The organism is Pantoea septica (genome assembly GCF_002095575.1).
Lineage (GTDB): Bacteria > Pseudomonadota > Gammaproteobacteria > Enterobacterales > Enterobacteriaceae > Pantoea > Pantoea septica.
Genome location: NZ_MLJJ01000023.1, coordinates 28,709 through 45,899, shown reverse-complemented (window position 1 = coordinate 45,899; position 17,191 = coordinate 28,709). Strand labels below are relative to the sequence as shown.

Below are 17,191 nucleotides of genomic sequence, written 5' to 3'. Positions count from 1 at the left end.
ATTAATGCTCCTGAGCAAGTGAGGAGGCCAGCGGTTCAGCGCGGCGGCGGTTCAGCAGCAGCATCAGCAGGGCTGACAGCAGCATAAAGCCGCCCACCACCATCATCGGCAGCGTGTAACTTTGCGTGGCGTCGTGCAGCGCGCCGGTGATGTAGCCTGCCGAGAAGCCCGCCACGTTGCCGAGCGTATTGATCAGGGCGATGGCGGCGGCGGCAGAGGCGCCGGACAGAAACTGCGTCGGCAGGGTCCAGAAGTTGGGCAGCGCGGCAAAGATAGAGCTGGCGGTAACGGCGATAACCAACATGGTGCTGAGCGGCGAGTTCATATAGAGCGCCAGCGGCACGCTGATGCCGCCCGCTAGCGCAGGCAGAGCGATATGCCAGGTTTTACAGCCGCGGCGCGAGGCGTCGCGCGACCAGAAAAACATCACCACGGCTGCCACCAGATAGGGCGCGCCGGTGATCAGCCCTTTTTGCATCACGTTAAAGGTGGTGCCGAACTGCTGCTGAAAACCACCGATGATGGTCGGCAGGAAAAAGGCGAGCGCGTAAAGGCCATAGATGAAGCCGAAGTAGATCAGGCAGAGCAGCCAGACGCGGCCGTTGCTCAGCACGGTGCGCACGCCAGGATGCGCGTTTTGCTTGGCGGCGTGCTCGCTCTCCAGCTCGCGCGTCAGCCACTGTTTCTCTTCGCCAGTAAGCCAGCGCGCGTCGCGCGGCGCATCCACCAGCCAAAATAACGTCACGACGCCGATCAGGATGGCGGGAATCGATACGCCGATAAACATCAGACGCCAGCCCTCCATGCCAAACAGGCCGTGCTGCTCGATCATGCCTGCCGCCAGCGGTGCGCCGAAGACCACAGTCAGCGGCTGCGCCAGGTAGAACAGCGAAAGGATTTTGCTGCGATGGCGTGCTGGCACCCACAGGCTGAGATAGAGAATCGCGCCGGGAAAGAAGCCCGCCTCCGCAATGCCAAGCAGCAGGCGCAGCGTATAGAGACCCTCGACGCTGCTTACCCAGGCGAACAGCAGCGACACCACGCCCCAGCTCACCATAATGCGCGCCAGCCATTTACGCGCGCCGAAGCGGTGCAGCGCAAGATTGCTCGGCACCTCCAGCAGAATATAGCCAATAAAAAAGATGCCCGAGGCGAGCCCAAATTGCGCGGCGCTCAGCCCCAGATCCTGCGTCATGCCGTTCGGCCCGGCGAAGGAAATGGCGGTACGGTCAAGAAAGTTGATGAAGAACATCAGCGCCACGAACGGCACCAGTCGCCATGAGATTTTGCGAATGGTGGACTGTTCGATCTGCGCCTGCGTCTGTTGCGTCATATTGCGCCTCCACAGCGCGACGAGGCGCGCTGGTTTCCTGGTAAGCGCGCCGCAGGGCGCGCAGTCGGGTCGGTAAGTGTCATGGCGGTCACCTCGAAGGATCTTATTGTTGCCGCCCACATGAACAAATGAACACTAAACGATTAAATGAACATCCCTCAAGCGCAGTTTGCAAAAATGTGATCGCTCTCAAACGAAACGTTTTTCCACAACAATTAAGAAAAATGCCCGTCCGGGTGCCGGTTTGCAGCGATTAATATCGCGCCACCTTTGCCTGCCTCGCCAAAAACAAATGAAACATACTTGAACATATGAACAAAAGTATGGCAGGCTGAAATCGAGCATGACTTTCCGCCCGGCTTGCGGGCCCTGTTAAATACCTGGAGAAAACCGGATGAGCACCATTGCGATTGGCGCCGATGACGCGGCGCTGGAACTGAAAAACCTGATTAAACGTCACCTTGAATCGCTGCACTACGAAGTGGTGGATTACAGCAACGATGCGCGCCACGACCTGCCGATCTATCCCGACATCGCCTGGAGCCTGGCGAACGCCATCAGCGACGGCAAGTTCGCCCGCGGCATTCTGGTATGCGGCACCGGTATTGGTATGGCGATCGTCGCTAACAAGGTGCCGGGCATTCGTGCGGCGCAGTGCCACGACACCTACTCCGCCGAACGCGCGCGCAAAAGCAACAATGCGCAGGTGATGACGCTGGGCGCGCGCGTCGTCGGGCCTGAACTGGCGAAATCGATCGTCAACGCCTGGCTGGCGTCGGAGTTTGAAGGCGGCGGATCGACGGAAAAAGTGGAAAAGATTGGCTTCTACGAGCAGACGGCGCAAAACGCCTGCCGCTAAAACACCTGACAGGGCGGAAAATGCGGTTCATCCGGCAGAACCTGTCAGTTCTGCTAACCTTTGTGATGCGCGATTTTCGCCCCCCGGCTCGCTGACAGGATGTTGCAGCACGCTCTCCCTGTTTGACGTCACGCGCTTTTCGCCGTGCGGGGCCCCGATGAGTTCAACCCATCGCAATAATCAGAAAAAGAGTATTTTCATCATCGAACGCCTGATGCACTGTGTTGCAGGGTGAAATCATTCGCAATAAAGAATTGCTCATCAAGGAGTTAAAAGATGAACCAGCTAGAGGCATTAAAACAGTTTACTACCGTCGTGGCGGACAGCGGCGATATCGAATCCATTCGCAACTACCATCCTGAAGACGCGACCACCAACCCTTCTCTGATCCTGAAAGCTGCCGGTCTCGAAGGCTACAAGCACCTGATCGACGATGCTATCGACTATGCGAAAAAGCAGGGCGGCAGCAAAGAGACGCAGATTATCAACGCCAGCGATAAAGTCGCCATTAACCTCGGTATGGAAATCCTGAAAAGCGTACCGGGCCGTGTTTCGACCGAAGTAGATGCGCGCCTCTCTTTCGATCGTGGCATGTGCGTGACCAAAGCGGAAAAACTGGTTCGCCTGTATGAAGAGCACGGCATCGACCGCTCGCGCATTCTGATCAAGCTGGCGTCCACCTGGGAAGGCATCAAAGCGGCCGAGGAGCTGGAGAAAAACGGCATCCACTGCAACCTGACGCTGCTCTTCTCCTTCGCCCAGGCGCGCGCCTGCGCCGAAGCGGGCGTCTTCCTGATTTCGCCGTTCGTCGGCCGTATCTATGACTGGTACAACAGCCGCAAGCCGCTCGACCCGTATGTGGTCGACGAAGATCCGGGCGTGAAATCGGTACGTCGCATCTACGACTACTACAAAAAGCACCGCTACAGCACCATCATCATGGGCGCGAGCTTCCGTAAAGTAGAGCAGATTATTGCGCTGGCGGGCTGCGACCGCCTGACTATCTCTCCGAACCTGCTGGAAGAGCTGCAGAACAGCGACGCGCCGGTTGAGCGCAAGCTGGAGCCGTCGACCGAAGGTTTCCACCAGCCTGCGTCGCTCTCTGAAGCGGAGTTCCGCTGGGAGCACAACCAGGATCCGATGGCGGTAGAAAAACTTTCCGACGGCATCCGTCAGTTTGCCGTCGATCAGCAGAAACTCGAAGACGTGCTGGCCGCGCGCCTGTAGTTTCTGCCTGTTAATTTTGTCGGGCGGGTTTCCCGCCCGCACTTCTGCTCAACGAAGGGAGAACCCTATGTCATCACGCAGAGAGCTGGCGAACGCGATTCGTGCGTTAAGTATGGATGCGGTACAAAAAGCGAACTCAGGTCACCCGGGCATGCCGATGGGCATGGCGGACATCGCCGAAGTGCTGTGGCGCGACTACCTGAAACATAACCCGACTAACCCCGCATGGGCCGACCGCGACCGTTTTATTCTTTCCAACGGCCACGGCTCGATGCTGCTCTATAGCCTGCTGCACCTCACCGGCTACGATCTGCCGATGGAAGAGCTGAAGAACTTCCGTCAGCTGCACTCTAAAACGCCGGGCCACCCGGAAATCGGCTACACGCCGGGCGTAGAAACCACCACCGGTCCGCTGGGCCAGGGGCTGGCCAACGCCGTAGGCCTGGCGATCGCCGAACGCACGCTGGGCGCGCAGTTCAACCGTCCGGGTCACGATATCGTCGACCACTTTACCTATGTGTTTATGGGCGACGGCTGCCTGATGGAGGGGATCTCCCATGAAGTTTGCTCGCTGGCGGGCACGCTCGGCCTCGGCAAGCTGATCGGTTTCTATGACCACAACGGCATCTCTATCGACGGCGAAACAGAAGGCTGGTTTACCGACGACACCCATAAGCGTTTCGAAGCCTACAACTGGCACGTCGTCGGCGAGATCGACGGCCACGACGCCGAGGCGGTGAGCCGCGCGATTAAAGAGGCGCAGAGCGTCACCGACAAGCCGTCGCTGATTATCTGCCGCACCGTTATCGGTTTCGGTTCGCCGAACAAAGCCGGTAAAGAGGAGTCGCACGGCGCGGCGCTGGGCGACGCGGAAGTGGCGCTGGCGCGTAAAGAGCTGGGCTGGACCTCGCCGCCGTTTGAAATCCCGCAGGAGATCTATCAGCAGTGGGACGCCAAAGAGGCGGGCGCCGAGCGCGAGCGCGCCTGGAACGACAAGCTGGCCGCCTATAAGCAGGCGCATCCGGAGCTGGCTGAGGAGTACCAGCGCCGCATGAACGGCGAAATGCCGTCGACGTGGGAGAGCGAGACCCATAAGTTCATTACCGACCTGCAGGCCAATCCGCAGAAGATCGCCAGCCGCAAAGCGTCGCAAAATACGCTGGAGCATCTCGGCTCGCTGCTGCCGGAACTGCTGGGCGGATCGGCGGACCTCGCGCCGAGCAACCTTACCATCTGGTCAGGTTCGAAGCCGATTAAAGAAGATCCGGCGGGCAACTATATTCACTACGGCGTGCGCGAGTTCGGCATGACCGCTATCGCCAACGGTATCGCCCATCACGGCGGCTTCGTGCCCTACACCGCCACCTTCCTGATGTTCGTGGAGTATGCGCGCAACGCCGCGCGTATGGCGGCGCTGATGAAAGCGCGGCAGATTATGGTCTATACCCATGACTCCATCGGCCTCGGCGAAGACGGCCCGACGCACCAGCCGGTCGAACAGCTCGCCAGCCTGCGCCTGACGCCGAACTTCAGCACCTGGCGGCCCTGCGACCAGGTTGAGACGGCGGTGGCGTGGAAAGCCGCGATTGAGCGCCATCAAGGTCCGACCGCGCTGATCCTGTCGCGCCAGAACCTGCTGCAGCCGGAACGTAGTCCGGAGCAGGTCGAGAATATCGCGCGCGGCGGCTACGTGCTGAAGGACAGCGACGGCACGCCGGATATCATTCTGATTGCCACCGGTTCCGAAGTGGAGATCACGCTGGGCGCGGCGGAGAAGCTGACCGCCGACGGCCACAAAGTGCGCGTGGTGTCGCTGCCGAGCACCGACGTGTTCGACAAGCAGGATATCGCCTGGCGCGAATCGGTGCTGCCGTCGACGGTGCGCGCGCGCGTCGCGGTTGAGGCGGGCATCGCCGACTACTGGTACAAATATGTCGGCATCGACGGCAAAATCGTCGGCATGACCACCTTCGGCGAATCCGCGCCGGCAGGCAAGCTCTTCCCTGCTTTCGGCTTCACGGTGGAAAACATCGTGGCGCAGGCGGAGTCGTTACTCAAGCCAGCGTAATGCTTCAGGCCCTTCCTCTTCTGCGGGAAGGGCCGCTCTGTCTCACAGCCTGAAACAGAAAAAAATCCCCCTCGCCCCCTTCACCGCTTGCGTAAACCCATTACTATAGGATCTTTCCCTTATTCCTCTCGCTGGATGCTTTTCCGTTGAAAAAACGTACGCCCTATTTACTCGCCTTAATGGTTTCGCTGATGCCATTCGCAGGCAAGGCGCAGATCGCGCCCGATCCGCTGCTCTCGTCCCAGATCGTCGATCGCTACGCTGAACACATTTTTTACGGCAGCGGCGCCACCGGCATGGCGCTGGTCGCTATCGACGGCAACCAGCGCGTTTTCGCCAGCTTTGGCGAAACGCGTCCCGGTAATAACGTGCGGCCGCAGAAAGATTCCCTGATCCGCATCGCCTCGCTCAGCAAGCTGCTGACCAGCGAAGTGATGGTGAAGATGGCGGAACGCGGGCAAATTCGCCTTGACGATCCGCTGAGCAAATATGCACCGGCGGGCGCGCGCGTGCCGAGCTACGCCGGGCAGCCTATCCGCCTGATCAATCTTTCGACCCACACCAGCGGCCTGCCGCGCGAGCAGCCTGGCGGCAAGCCGCATCGTCCGGTGTTTGTCTGGCCGACGCGCAGCGATCGCTGGCAGTGGCTGGCCGGCGCGAAGCTGAAAGCCGCGCCTGGCACCGACGCGTCCTATTCGAATCTGGGCTATGACCTGCTGGGCGATGCGCTGGCGCGCGCCGCCGGCATGCCCTATCCGGCGCTGCTTCAGCAGCTGATTACCCGCCCGCTTGGCATGAAAGACACCACCTTTACGCCTTCGCCTGAGCAGTGCGATCGCCTGATGGTGGCGGAGAAAGGCGCCAGCCCCTGCAATAATACGCTCGCCGCTATCGGCAGCGGCGGCGTCTACTCGACGCCGGATGATATGGGCCGCTGGATGCAGCAGTTCCTCGATTCGGCCGTCAGCCCGCGTTCGCCGCAGGTGGACCGTATGCAGACGCTGATCTATCGCCGCGATCAGCTGGCGAAGGTAGAAGGCATGGACGTGCCGGGCAGAGCCGACGCGATTGGCATGGGCTGGGTCTATATGGGGCCGAAAAACGGTCGCCCCGGCATTATTCAGAAAACCGGCGGCGGCGGCGGATTCATCACCTACATGGCGATGGTGCCGCAGCATAACGTCGGGGTATTTGTGGTGATCACCCGCTCGCCGCTGACGCGCTTTACCGCCATGAGCGACGGCGTTAACGATATGCTGGCGGAGCTGGTCGGCAACCAAAACGGATCGCCGATGATGGTGCAGGCGATTCGCTAAGGCGCGGGCGGCGGCTGGGAGACCCACAGGGTCGGCCAGTCGTCGCTGCTGTGCCAGGCGTCGCAGGTAGACTCTTCGGCATATTCCGCCAGCGTGAAGTCGGTGCCGTTAAAGCGCCAGCGCGTGGCGGCGCCGCAGTCGCCCAGCCCCCGTCCCTTGCTGAAGGTGTAAAGCTGGCCGGTGCTGGCGTCATAGTCGGCGTTGATCAGCTCCAGCTGACGCTCGCCGCGCGGCGGCGTAAACGGCAGCGTCAGGCTGATGCCGCGTGCGACATAGGGCGCGGCGCGTGTTACTTCGAAGGCCAGATCGATCACGTTATAAGCTCCCATCTCGCAGCTCACCATCAGCAGCGCTTTGCTGTCGGTCAGCGGCGCGACGTTGACCTCGCGCCGCATTGGGTCGAGCGAGCAGGCGTCGCTGTTGAGCCGCCAGGTGCCGTAATCGAGCAGTCCGCTGGTCTCCTCGCGCGTCAGCGCGGCAGGCGGCGCGCCCATGTCGGGCAGCTGCGGCAACGCCGGCTGGGGCGGCACGTCCCACAGCGCGCGCGAACCGCGTTTTATCCACGCGCTCATGCCGTTGACCCTCCCCTGCACGTCATCCACTAGCAGCAGCGCCGCTTTCAGACCGTGCAGCGAAATAGTCGCCTGAGCGTTATAGGTAAGCTGGATCGCGTCCGCGTCGAGGATTTGCGCGAGAAATTCGTCAATGGCGATAGCGTTGCTGGTGGCGAGGTGGTGCGGCTCAACCGTCCAGTGTTTGAAGTCGGGACGCAGACGGCGCTGATCGAGCAGCAAATTATCCTGTAGCGGCCCGCCGGGAAGCTCGCCGCTGTAGGCGCTGCCATAGTCGATACGCAGCAGCGGGCGATCGTTGACGCCGGCATGGCGCGCGATCGTCATCACCAGTCCTTTGTCGCCAGGTATATTGCGCGCCACGCAGAACGCGGCGTTATTGCAGGTCACCTGCCAGTCGGAAAACGACTTCTGCAGTGGATCGGCTTTAACGCAGGCAATGAAAAAGAATGGCAATACCAGCAGTGACTTCGTCCAGGTCGGCATCAGGAAAAACGGTCCCCAAAATCTCAGAGTGGAGATGATAGCGCAACGACCGGACATCAGGTGGACCTAAACTGTGACCACGTCCGGAAAGCGCACTTAACTGCTGAAAAAGCATACGATAATGCGATACGGCGCCACAGAAATCACCTTTTTCATCATCGGGAGCGCACAGGTTTATCTCAATCGGATTTATCGGACTATGCGCGGCGACGCGTCGCCCCGCCCCGCGCGTCATCCCCTTCGTCAGGCCTTCAGCCAGCCCGCAAGCTGAGCATGCTGCAGCAGCATAATGGTTTTGCCATCGCGGATGCGGCCATCTTTCACCATCGCCAGCGCTTCCGGGAACGGGAGCTCCAGCACGTCGATATCCTCATCCTCTACGCCGCCGCCGGCGTTATCACGCAGCGACTCGTTATATTCAGCGGCGAAAAAGTGAATCAGCTCGGTGACGCCGCCTGGCGACATATAGGCTTCATAGAGTTTTTCTACCTCGCCCACCGCATAGCCCGTCTCTTCGATCGCCTCTTTGCGAATGCAGACTTCCGGGGTGTCATTATCCAGCAGCCCGGCGCAGGCCTCGATCAGCATGCCGCTGGCGTTGCCGTTGACGAACGTGGCGATACGAAACTGGCGGGTCAGCACGACGCTGTTTTTCTCGCGGTTATAGAGCAGGATAGTGGCGCCGTTGCCGCGGTCATACACTTCGCGCTTGTGGCGCACCACCTCGCCGCTTTTGGTGGCGAGTTCGTAGGTGAAGTTGCGCAGGATAAAATAGTTTTCGGAGAGAAGTTTGTCTTTGATGATATTGATCTTGAACGACATGATGGCTCCACTGCCGATTTAGGGGAGCCTGCCATCATAGGGGGAAGCGCGCGGGAAAACTATAAGCGGCGGGAATAAAAAAAGCCTGCCGTTAGCGGGCAGGCTTTTCAGTATGGACGCTTACGCTTAGCGCGCGGCGTCATCCGCCAGCGCGTGCGGCTTCTCGTCGTTCAGGTGATCGTGCTCGGTCTGCGCGACGGCGGCCACGCGCTTGCGCACGCCGAACCAGCCCAGCACCAGAATCACCGCCAGAATCGGGATAGCGGCGATGGTATAGGTACCGTTCGGGTAATCGAACGCCATCAGCACCAGCACGCTCAGCAAGAACAGCAGCGTCAGCCAGGAGGTGACCGGCGCGCCCGGCAGCTTAAAGCTGACGTCGTCCGCTTTGCCTTCCTTGATCGCTTTGCGCAGACGCATCTGGCAGATCACGATAAAGCCCCATGAGGCGATAATGCCCAGCGACGCGACGTTCAGCACGATCTCGAAGACCTGCGAAGGCACGTAGTAGTTGAGTACCACGCCAATGACATAGACCGCGATGGTGACCAGAATACCGGCGTAAGGCACCTGCTGGCCGTTCATTTTCGCCATAAACTTCGGCGCCGAACCGCCCATCGCCATCGAACGCAGAATACGGCCGGTAGAGTAGAGGCCGGAGTTCAGACTGGAGAGCGCCGCGCTCAGCACCACGATGTTCATGATGCTGCCGACGTAAGGCACGCCCAGCTTTGAGAAGAAGGTCACGAACGGGCTCTGGCCCGCCTGATAGGCGTTCCACGGCAGCAGCAGCACCAGCAGCACCACCGAACCGACGTAAAACAGGCCGATACGCCAGATCACGCTGTTGATCGCTTTCGGCAGCATGGTGGCGGGATCTTTACATTCGCCTGCGGCGGTGCCTACCAGTTCGATAGAAGCGAAAGCGAACACCACGCCCTGCACCAGCACCAGCGCCGCCAGCAGACCGTGCGGGAACAGGCCGCCGTTATCGGTGACTAAATGGAAGCCGGTGGCGTTGCCGTCCAGCGGTTTGCCGGTGCCAAGAAACACCACGCCCACCACCAGGAAGATGACGATCGCCAGCACTTTCACCAGCGCGAACCAGAACTCCATCTCGGCGAACCACTTCACGCCGATCATGTTCATGGTGCCGACAATGGCCAGCGCGCCGAGCGCGAAGACCCACTGCGGCACATCGCCGAACGCACCCCAGTAGTGCATATAAAGCGCGACGGCGGTGATATCGACGATGCCGGTCATCGCCCAGTTAACGAAGTACATCCAGCCCGCGACGTAGGCGGCTTTTTCCCCGAGGAATTCGCGCGCGTAAGAAACGAAGCTGCCGCTGGAGGGACGGTGCAGCACCAGTTCGCCCAGCGCCCGCAGAATAAAGAACGAGAAGATGCCGCACACCAGATAGATTAACGCCAGCGCCGGTCCCGCCGCCTGCAGCCGTCCGCCTGCGCCGAGGAATAAGCCGGTGCCGATGGCGCCGCCGATGGCAATCATCTGAACGTGACGATTGCCCATCGCCTTGTGGTAGCCGGTGTCATGTGAGTTCAGCCAGCGTCTTTTCGCAGCACGCATTTCGGCTGCGGTTTTTTTAGTAGATTTCATAGCCTTCCTGTTTGTCCTGACCATCAATCACGGCGATCACAAACGATTGCGTACGCCATGCGAAATGGGGTAATCACCCGGTTATCTGCCTGTGAGTTATTAGTAAAAAGGCAGGGGAAATTACGGCGATGAATCCTACCCGTTCTGCGTGAACGAAGCAAAAGATACCGGCGAAGCGCACAAAGTGTTTTGTAAGAATCGGGTTTGTTGCACAAAAAAACCGGCCATTGGCAGGCCGGTAAGTGCTACAGGGATGGAAGGGTATGGCTGAGGGCTAGCGATAAATCTCTGCGGTGCCGCGCCACAGGCTGGAGTCGCCCGGGTTTTCGACGCCGATAACGCGATAGTGGCTTGCGCCCATCTCTTCTGCTTTTTGCGACAGCTGGCGCGTGGCGTCATCCAGCGAGCCGCGCGCGTTCGAAACGGAAACGCTGCCGATGCTTTGCAGACCCTGTGCCTGATCCTGATCTACCGGCGTGGCCGCCAGCGCAGTGAACGAAGCGGTTGCCAACAGGGCGCCGGCCAGAATCAAAATACCTTTTTTCATAGCATGCTCCTTCGAGGGGGTTGCAGGTGAGTTATTTAATTCTGCTAAGAATTATTAGCGCCGTAATGAAAGCCTACATCTGGCCGATGTAAACCTGTCTGCTTTTTAAACGCCACGCGGTACGATCTCCTGGGTTATGTCAGCAGAGTTTATTTTTTGTGCAGAATGTAACCCGACGTGTCGATAATTTGTCTGGCCCTGGCAGCCTGAAGCCCTCTCCTTTATAATGCCCGCACCAAAAACAGGGATATTGCCGTGATTGTTAAACGTTCCGTAACCCGCAGTATCGCCCAGGCGCTGAGCGCCATCGTGCTGCTGGCGCTGCTGACGACCGGGCTGGCGCTGATGACGCTCTCCAGCAGCCTGCGCGACGCCGAGGCGATCAACCTGGCAGGTTCGCTGCGCATGCAGAGTTACCGGCTGGCCTGGGACAGCGCCAGCGCGCCGCAGCAGCTTCGTCAGCATCTGCTGGAATATGAAGAGACGCTCAATAAACCTGCGCTGCGCGACCTCGATCGTCCTTGGGTGCCGCAGGAGGTAGTCAACCGCTATCGCCATCTGCGTACCGCCTGGCCCGCGCTGCAACAGCAGCTGCAGCGCGGCGAGGCAGCGCTCTATCAGCAGCAGGTGGCGAACTACGTCCGCGAGATCGATCGCTTTGTCATGGGGCTACAGCGCTACAGCGAAAGAAAAATGGAGCTGGTGGCGGCCAGCAGCCTGCTGGGCGTGGTGTTGATTGTGGCGCTGGCGCTGGGCACGATTCGCTTCAGCCGTCGCCAGGTGGTGCGTCCGCTCAATGCGCTGGTCACCGCCAGCCGCTACGTTGAAAGCGGCAACTTCGCCTTTCCGCCGCTGGTGGTGGAGCAGAATAATGAACTGCGGGTGCTGGCGCAGACCTTTAGCGCCATGGCGGCGCGTCTGCATTCGCACCATCAGGCGCTGGCCAGCGCGGTAGAAGAGAAGACGCGCGATTTACAGGAAGCGAACCGCACGCTGTCGCTGCTGTATGAAAGCTCGCAGATGCTGACCGCCCGTCCGCTCAATGCGGCGCTGTTTGAAAGCGTGATGGCGCAGGTGCGCGAGCGCGAAAACCTGCGCGCGCTGGTGCTGGAGAGCGAGCATGGCCGCTTCAGCGTTGGGGAAAGCGACGTGGCGCTAAGCTGGCATGGCGTCACGCTGCAGCAGGACGACGAACAGGCCGGCGCGCTGCGCTGGCAAAGCGATCAGCCGCGGCCGCGTCAGGCGCTCATGCAGAGCCTGGGCAATATGCTGTCGCGCGCCGTCTGGATCTGGCAGACGCAAAAGCAGGTTCAGCAGATGCTGTTGATCGAAGAGCGCGCCACTATCGCCCGTGAGCTGCACGATTCGCTGGCGCAGGCGCTCTCTTTTATGCGTATTCAGTTTACGCTGCTGCGCCGTACGCTCGGCGCCTCCAGCGCGGAGGCGCAAAGCATTATCGCCGACGTCGACCGCACGCTTTCCGACGCTTACCGCCAGCTGCGCGAACTGCTGGCGACCTTCCGCCTGACCATTGAGCAGGCCGATCTGGTGGCGGCGATGCAGGCGATGATTGCTTCGTTGCAGGAGCAGGTTACGGCTAAAATTAGCTTTAGCTTCCAGCCCGGGCTGGAAACGCTGGACGCGCAGCAGCAGGTTCATCTGCTGCAGATTGCCCGCGAGGCGGTGTTGAACGCCATTCGCCACGCCGACGCCGCAAACATCAGCGTACGCTATGAGCGCAATGCGGAAGGTGAGCATTTACTTACGGTGACGGACGACGGCGTCGGCATCGCCAGCACCGAGGAGCCGCAGGGCCACTACGGCCTCACCACCATGTCGGAGCGCGCCGCGCGGCTGGCGGGCGAGCTGAAGATTCAGGCGCAGGCGCGCGGCACGCAGGTCGCGCTGCGTTTTCCGCCGCGGCCCGACACGCCGCTGACGTAATACCATCGCGTTGACGCGCAACGCCCTTTTTTCACTTTTTCAGACGCGCTTTTTGCGTTTTCGCCGGGAGTCAATATGCAACAACCTACGCTGACGGTCATGATTGTGGACGACCATCCGCTAATGCGCCGCGGTATTCGCCAACTGCTGGCGCTGGAGCCTCGGCTGGAAGTCATTGCCGAAGCGAACAACGGCACCGAAGCGCTGGCCGAGGCCCGCCGCCTGGCGCCAGATATCATTCTGCTCGATCTCAATATGAAAGGCATGTCGGGACTTGATACGTTGAAGGCGCTGCGCCATGAAGGGATCAGTTCGCGCATTTTGATCTTTACCGTGTCGGATGCGCGCAGCGATATCGACGCGATGGTCGATGCCGGCGCGGACGGCTATCTGCTCAAAGACAGCGATCCGGAACTGCTGCCCGGTCAGATCCTGCAGGCGGCAAGCGGCGAAAAAATATTCAGCGACGCGGTGCGCGATTATCTCGCTACGCGCCAGCACAGCGCCAGTCCGTTTCGCCAGCTCACCGAACGCGAACGGGACGTGCTGCAGGAGGTAGCGCGCGGCCTGTCGAATAAAGAGATCGCCGCCGCGCTGCACATTTCAGAAGAGACGGTAAAAGTGCATATCCGCAATCTGCTGAAAAAACTCGACGTGCGCTCGCGCGTCGCCGCAACCATCATGTGGCTGGAAAACCGCCATAGCTGACCTGACGGGGGTTTTACACTTTCTCCACAATTTCTCCACGATTTCCTAATTTGCAGCACGTAGAGTAAGTTTCAGCGAAAAAGTGACTTTTCCCTGCCCGCACGACCCGCGCAAAGCGCGGGCCGCATTCAGATAATAAAAGCGAAACGCTGCTGAGGAGTGTCGATTCGATGTCGAATTTTTTCATCGACCGCCCCGTTTTTGCCTGGGTGCTGGCGATTTTAATCAGCCTGTGCGGCACGCTGGCGATTATTTCCCTGCCCATTGAGCAATATCCCGACCTGGCGCCGCCGAACGTGCGCATTACCGCCAACTATCCGGGCGCCTCGGCCGAAACCCTGGAAAATACCGTCACTCAGGTTATCGAGCAGAACATGACCGGTATCGACAATCTGATGTATATGTCGTCCAACAGCAGCAATACCGGCCAGGCGCAGATCACCCTCACCTTCTCGGCCGGCACCAACCCCGACGAAGCGCGCCAGCAGGTGCAGAACCAGCTGCAGTCGGCGCTGCGCAAGCTGCCGCAGGCGGTGCAGTCGCAGGGCGTGACGGTCAATAAAACCGGCGACAGCAATATCCTGATGATCGCTTTCGTCTCCACCGACGGCAGTATGGATAAACAGGATATTGCAGACTATGTCGCCAGTAATATTCAGGATCCCCTGAGCCGCATCGACGGCGTCGGCCAGGTCGACGCCTATGGCTCGCAGTATGCGATGCGTATCTGGCTCGATCCCGCCAGGCTTATCGCCTACTCGCTTACCACTGACGACGTGGTCAGCGCCATTGAGGCGCAAAACGCGCAGGTCGCCGTCGGTCAGGTCGGCGGCCTGCCCGCGGTGGACAAGCAGGCGCTGAACGCAACGGTCAACGCGCAGTCGCTGCTGCAGACGCCGGAACAGTTCAAGGCCATTACCCTGAAGACCAATCCCGACGGCTCGGTGGTGACGCTGAGCGACGTGGCGCAGGTGGCGCTGGGCGCGGAGAAATATGATTATCTGAGCCGCTATAACGGCCAGCCAGCGTCGGGCCTGGGCATCAAGCTCGCCTCCGGCGCCAACGAGATGAACACCGATAAGCTGGTGCGTCAGCGCGTGGAAGAGCTGTCGCACTTTTTCCCGCACGGGCTGGAAGCCAAAATTGCCTATGAAACCACGCCCTTCGTCAAAGCCTCGATTACCGACGTGGTGAAAACGCTGCTGGAAGCGATCGTGCTGGTGTTCGGCGTGATGTATCTGTTTATGCAGAATTTTCGCGCCACCCTGATCCCGACTATCGCCGTGCCGGTGGTGCTGCTCGGCACCTTTTCCGTGCTCTACGCCTGCGGTTTCAGCATCAATACCCTTACCATGTTCGCCATGGTGCTTGCTATCGGCCTGCTGGTGGACGACGCCATCGTCGTGGTGGAGAACGTCGAGCGGATTATGAGCGAAGAAGGCCTCTCGCCGCGCGCGGCGACGCGTAAGTCGATGGGGCAAATTCAGGGCGCGCTGGTGGGGATCGCGCTGGTGCTGTCGGCGGTTTTCGTGCCGATGGCCTTTTTCGGCGGCACGGTCGGCGCGATCTACCGTCAGTTCTCCATTACCATCGTATCGGCGATGGTGCTGTCGGTGCTGGTGGCGATGATCCTGACGCCCGCCCTGTGCGCCACGCTGCTGAAGCCGCTGGCGCAGGGAGAACATCACGGCCGCCGCGGCTTTTTCGGCTGGTTCAACCGCCACTTCAACCGCAACGCCGACCGCTACGAGCGCGGCGTCGCGCGCATTTTGCGCAAAGGCGGCCGCTGGCTGCTGCTCTACCTCGCGATTATCGGCCTGATGGCGTTTCTGTTTATCCGTCTGCCCACCTCGTTTCTGCCGCTTGAAGATCGCGGCGTCTTTCTGACGCAGGTGCAGCTGCCGCCGGGCGCGACGCTGCAGCAAACCTCCGACGTGGTGGCGAAGGTTGAGCGCTACTATATGACCCAGGAGAAAGAGAACGTGCTGTCGGTGTTCTCCACTATCGGATCGGGACCGGGCGGCAACGGTCAGAACGTGGCGCGCCTGTTCGTACGGCTGAAAGACTGGGAGGCGCGCCCCGGCGCGGATCGCACCTCTTTCGCCATTATCGAACGCGCCACCAAAGCGTTCCGCGACATCAAAGAGGGACGCGTTATTGCCAGCAGCCCGCCAGCGATTACCGGCATGGGCAGCTCCTCTGGTTTTGATCTGGAGCTGCAGGATCACGCCGGTATCGGCCACGCCTCGCTGATGGCGATGCGCGATAAGCTGCTGGAGATGGCGGAGGCGGATCCGGCGCTGTCGCGCGTGCGCCACAACGGCCTGGACGACAGCCCGCAGCTGCAGATCGATGTCGATCAGCGCAAAGCGCAGGCGCTGGGCGTCTCGATCGACACGATCAACGATACCCTCACTACCGCGTGGGGATCGACCTACGTTAACGACTTCCTCGACCGCGGACGCGTGAAAAAAGTTTACGTGCAGGCCGCGCCGGCCTTCCGCATGCTGCCGGACGACATCAATAAGTGGTACGTGCGCAACAGTAGCGGCGGCATGGTGCCCTTCTCTGCCTTCGCCACCAGCCGCTGGGAGACCGGCTCGCCGCGCCTGGAGCGCTATAACGGCTACTCGTCGATCGAGATCGTCGGCGAGGCGGCGCAGGGCGTCAGCAGCGGCGCGGCGATGGACGCCATGGAGCGCCTGGTCGCGCAGCTGCCGCTCGGCGTTGGCTTCCAGTGGACCGGCGCCTCTTATCAGGAGCGGCTGTCCGGCTCGCAGGCGCCGGCGCTCTACGCCATTTCGCTGCTGGTGGTGTTTCTCTGCCTGGCGGCGCTCTATGAGAGCTGGTCGATTCCCTTCTCGGTGATGCTGGTGGTGCCGCTCGGCGTAGTTGGCGCGCTGGTCGCTACCTGGCTGCGCGGGCTGGAGAACGACGTCTACTTCCAGGTGGGGCTGCTGACGGTGGTAGGCCTGTCGGCGAAGAACGCCATACTGATTGTGGAGTTTGCCAACGAGATCAACAGCAAAGGCGGCGAACTGGTCGGGGCCACGCTCTCCGCGTCGCGTCAGCGTCTGCGCCCGATCCTGATGACCTCGCTGGCCTTTATCTTCGGCGTGCTGCCGATGGCCATCAGCGCCGGCGCCGGTTCCGGCAGCCAGCACGCGGTCGGCACCGGCGTAATGGGCGGCATGATCTCCGCCACGCTGCTGGCGATCTTTTTTGTGCCGCTGTTCTTCGTGCTGGTGCGCCGACGCTTCCCGTTAAAGGCGAAGCCGCATGACTGAGTGAAAAAAGTAAAGGCAGCCACCGAAGTGGCTGCCTTATTGCTATGTGTGGTCGGAATCAGAGCAAGGGGGATATTTCCTGCCTTTTCCGCCGCGCGTTACTTGTTGCGTAACATCGCCGCGATGAATTCTTTCCAGTTCCCCATTTCAGCGTCAATCATATAAACCCTCTCTTATTGTGCTGACGATTTTACGCATAAATTTTCGCCATGTGAATACGGTTACACCACTTTTCACTATCGGCAGAATCGATTAATTACTGTAGTTTTTTGTTCTGCTAGCTGACGCACATTTCAGCAACTTACTATAAACGTGAAAGAAAGAGGGAAAACATTCGGACCAGCTGGTCTGGATACGCACTAAGATAATTCTTAACAGCCTCATGATAAACATCGTGACAAT

At 60.2% G+C, this 17,191-nt stretch carries 13 protein-coding genes; 7 read left to right on the top strand and 6 right to left on the bottom strand.

Translation table 11 applies throughout. From position 1 onward, the window contains the following. Position 1: 1 nt before the first annotated feature. The gene (locus HA46_RS13695; RefSeq protein ID WP_084884873.1) at positions 2-1,333 is read right to left on the bottom strand and encodes an MFS transporter; all 1,332 of its coding nucleotides are present in this window, start codon (positions 1,331-1,333) and stop codon (positions 2-4) included. Positions 1,334-1,727: 394 nt separating this feature from the next. On the opposite strand from HA46_RS13695, the gene rpiB reads away from it, so the two are divergent. From rpiB to ampH, 4 genes are all read left to right on the top strand, one after another. Next, positions 1,728-2,192 carry a ribose 5-phosphate isomerase B gene (rpiB, locus tag HA46_RS13690; RefSeq protein ID WP_084884871.1) on the top strand — a complete coding sequence of 155 codons (465 nt, stop codon included), beginning with the start codon at positions 1,728-1,730 and terminating at the stop codon, positions 2,190-2,192. A gap of 276 nt (positions 2,193-2,468) precedes the next feature. Beyond that, positions 2,469-3,419, top strand: coding sequence for a transaldolase (gene tal / locus HA46_RS13685; RefSeq protein ID WP_033753764.1), 951 nt, complete (start codon positions 2,469-2,471; stop codon positions 3,417-3,419). 67 nt (positions 3,420-3,486) lie between these two features. Then, a complete protein-coding gene (gene tkt / locus HA46_RS13680) occupies positions 3,487-5,487 on the top strand; it encodes a transketolase (RefSeq protein ID WP_033791759.1) in 2,001 nt (666 codons plus the stop codon). 146 nt (positions 5,488-5,633) lie between these two features. Continuing rightward, complete coding sequence (gene ampH / locus HA46_RS13675; RefSeq protein WP_033791760.1) at positions 5,634-6,803, top strand: D-alanyl-D-alanine-carboxypeptidase/endopeptidase AmpH; 1,170 nt, start codon at positions 5,634-5,636, stop codon at positions 6,801-6,803. Here ampH and HA46_RS13670 read toward each other — a convergent pair. From HA46_RS13670 to HA46_RS13655, 4 genes are all read right to left on the bottom strand, one after another. Further along, positions 6,800-7,861 (bottom strand): DUF1176 domain-containing protein, encoded by a 1,062-nt coding sequence (locus tag HA46_RS13670; protein ID WP_084884869.1) that lies wholly within the window; start codon positions 7,859-7,861, stop codon positions 6,800-6,802. The genes ampH and HA46_RS13670 overlap by 4 nt on opposite strands. Before the next feature lie 243 nt (positions 7,862-8,104). Beyond that, positions 8,105-8,683 carry a GDP-mannose pyrophosphatase NudK gene (nudK, locus tag HA46_RS13665; protein WP_033791762.1) on the bottom strand — a complete coding sequence of 193 codons (579 nt, stop codon included), beginning with the start codon at positions 8,681-8,683 and terminating at the stop codon, positions 8,105-8,107. Between the two features lie 126 nt (positions 8,684-8,809). Continuing rightward, entirely contained in the window at positions 8,810-10,303 is a 1,494-nt protein-coding gene (gene ansP / locus HA46_RS13660) for an L-asparagine permease (protein ID WP_033791764.1), read from the bottom strand. Between the two features lie 274 nt (positions 10,304-10,577). Beyond that, entirely contained in the window at positions 10,578-10,850 is a 273-nt protein-coding gene (locus HA46_RS13655; protein WP_033791765.1) for a YdgH/BhsA/McbA-like domain containing protein, read from the bottom strand. A 255-nt stretch (positions 10,851-11,105) separates the two neighbouring features. Here HA46_RS13655 and narQ point away from each other — a divergent pair, with 255 nt between their 5' ends. The 3 genes from narQ to acrD all read left to right on the top strand — a co-directional run bounded on the left by narQ (position 11,106) and on the right by acrD (position 16,789). Further along, the gene (narQ, locus tag HA46_RS13650) at positions 11,106-12,794 is read left to right on the top strand and encodes a nitrate/nitrite two-component system sensor histidine kinase NarQ (RefSeq protein ID WP_084884866.1); all 1,689 of its coding nucleotides are present in this window, start codon (positions 11,106-11,108) and stop codon (positions 12,792-12,794) included. A gap of 75 nt (positions 12,795-12,869) precedes the next feature. Then, positions 12,870-13,502, top strand: coding sequence for a response regulator (locus HA46_RS13645; protein ID WP_033791769.1), 633 nt, complete (start codon positions 12,870-12,872; stop codon positions 13,500-13,502). 170 nt (positions 13,503-13,672) lie between these two features. Then, on the top strand, positions 13,673-16,789 hold the full coding sequence (gene acrD, locus HA46_RS13640) for a multidrug efflux RND transporter permease AcrD (RefSeq protein WP_084884864.1): 3,117 nt from the start codon (positions 13,673-13,675) through the stop codon (positions 16,787-16,789). 98 nt (positions 16,790-16,887) lie between these two features. On the opposite strand, the gene ypfM is transcribed toward acrD, so the two are convergent. After that, entirely contained in the window at positions 16,888-16,950 is a 63-nt protein-coding gene (ypfM, locus tag HA46_RS21565) for a protein YpfM (protein WP_143806259.1), read from the bottom strand. Positions 16,951-17,191: the final 241 nt, after the last annotated feature.

What these genes read in the sequence shown, in the direction of transcription:
- rpiB (WP_084884871.1), top strand. Translation starts at nt 1,728, where the DNA reads ATGAGCACCATTGCGATTGGCGCCGATGACGCGGCGCTGGAACTGAAA.
- HA46_RS13670 (WP_084884869.1), bottom strand. Translation starts at nt 7,861, where the DNA reads ATGCCGACCTGGACGAAGTCACTGCTGGTATTGCCATTCTTTTTCATT.
- HA46_RS13695 (WP_084884873.1), bottom strand. Translation starts at nt 1,333, where the DNA reads ATGACGCAACAGACGCAGGCGCAGATCGAACAGTCCACCATTCGCAAA.
- HA46_RS13645 (WP_033791769.1), top strand. Translation starts at nt 12,870, where the DNA reads ATGCAACAACCTACGCTGACGGTCATGATTGTGGACGACCATCCGCTA.
- nudK (WP_033791762.1), bottom strand. Translation starts at nt 8,683, where the DNA reads ATGTCGTTCAAGATCAATATCATCAAAGACAAACTTCTCTCCGAAAAC.
- tal (WP_033753764.1), top strand. Translation starts at nt 2,469, where the DNA reads ATGAACCAGCTAGAGGCATTAAAACAGTTTACTACCGTCGTGGCGGAC.
- acrD (WP_084884864.1), top strand. Translation starts at nt 13,673, where the DNA reads ATGTCGAATTTTTTCATCGACCGCCCCGTTTTTGCCTGGGTGCTGGCG.
- tkt (WP_033791759.1), top strand. Translation starts at nt 3,487, where the DNA reads ATGTCATCACGCAGAGAGCTGGCGAACGCGATTCGTGCGTTAAGTATG.
- HA46_RS13655 (WP_033791765.1), bottom strand. Translation starts at nt 10,850, where the DNA reads ATGAAAAAAGGTATTTTGATTCTGGCCGGCGCCCTGTTGGCAACCGCT.
- ansP (WP_033791764.1), bottom strand. Translation starts at nt 10,303, where the DNA reads ATGAAATCTACTAAAAAAACCGCAGCCGAAATGCGTGCTGCGAAAAGA.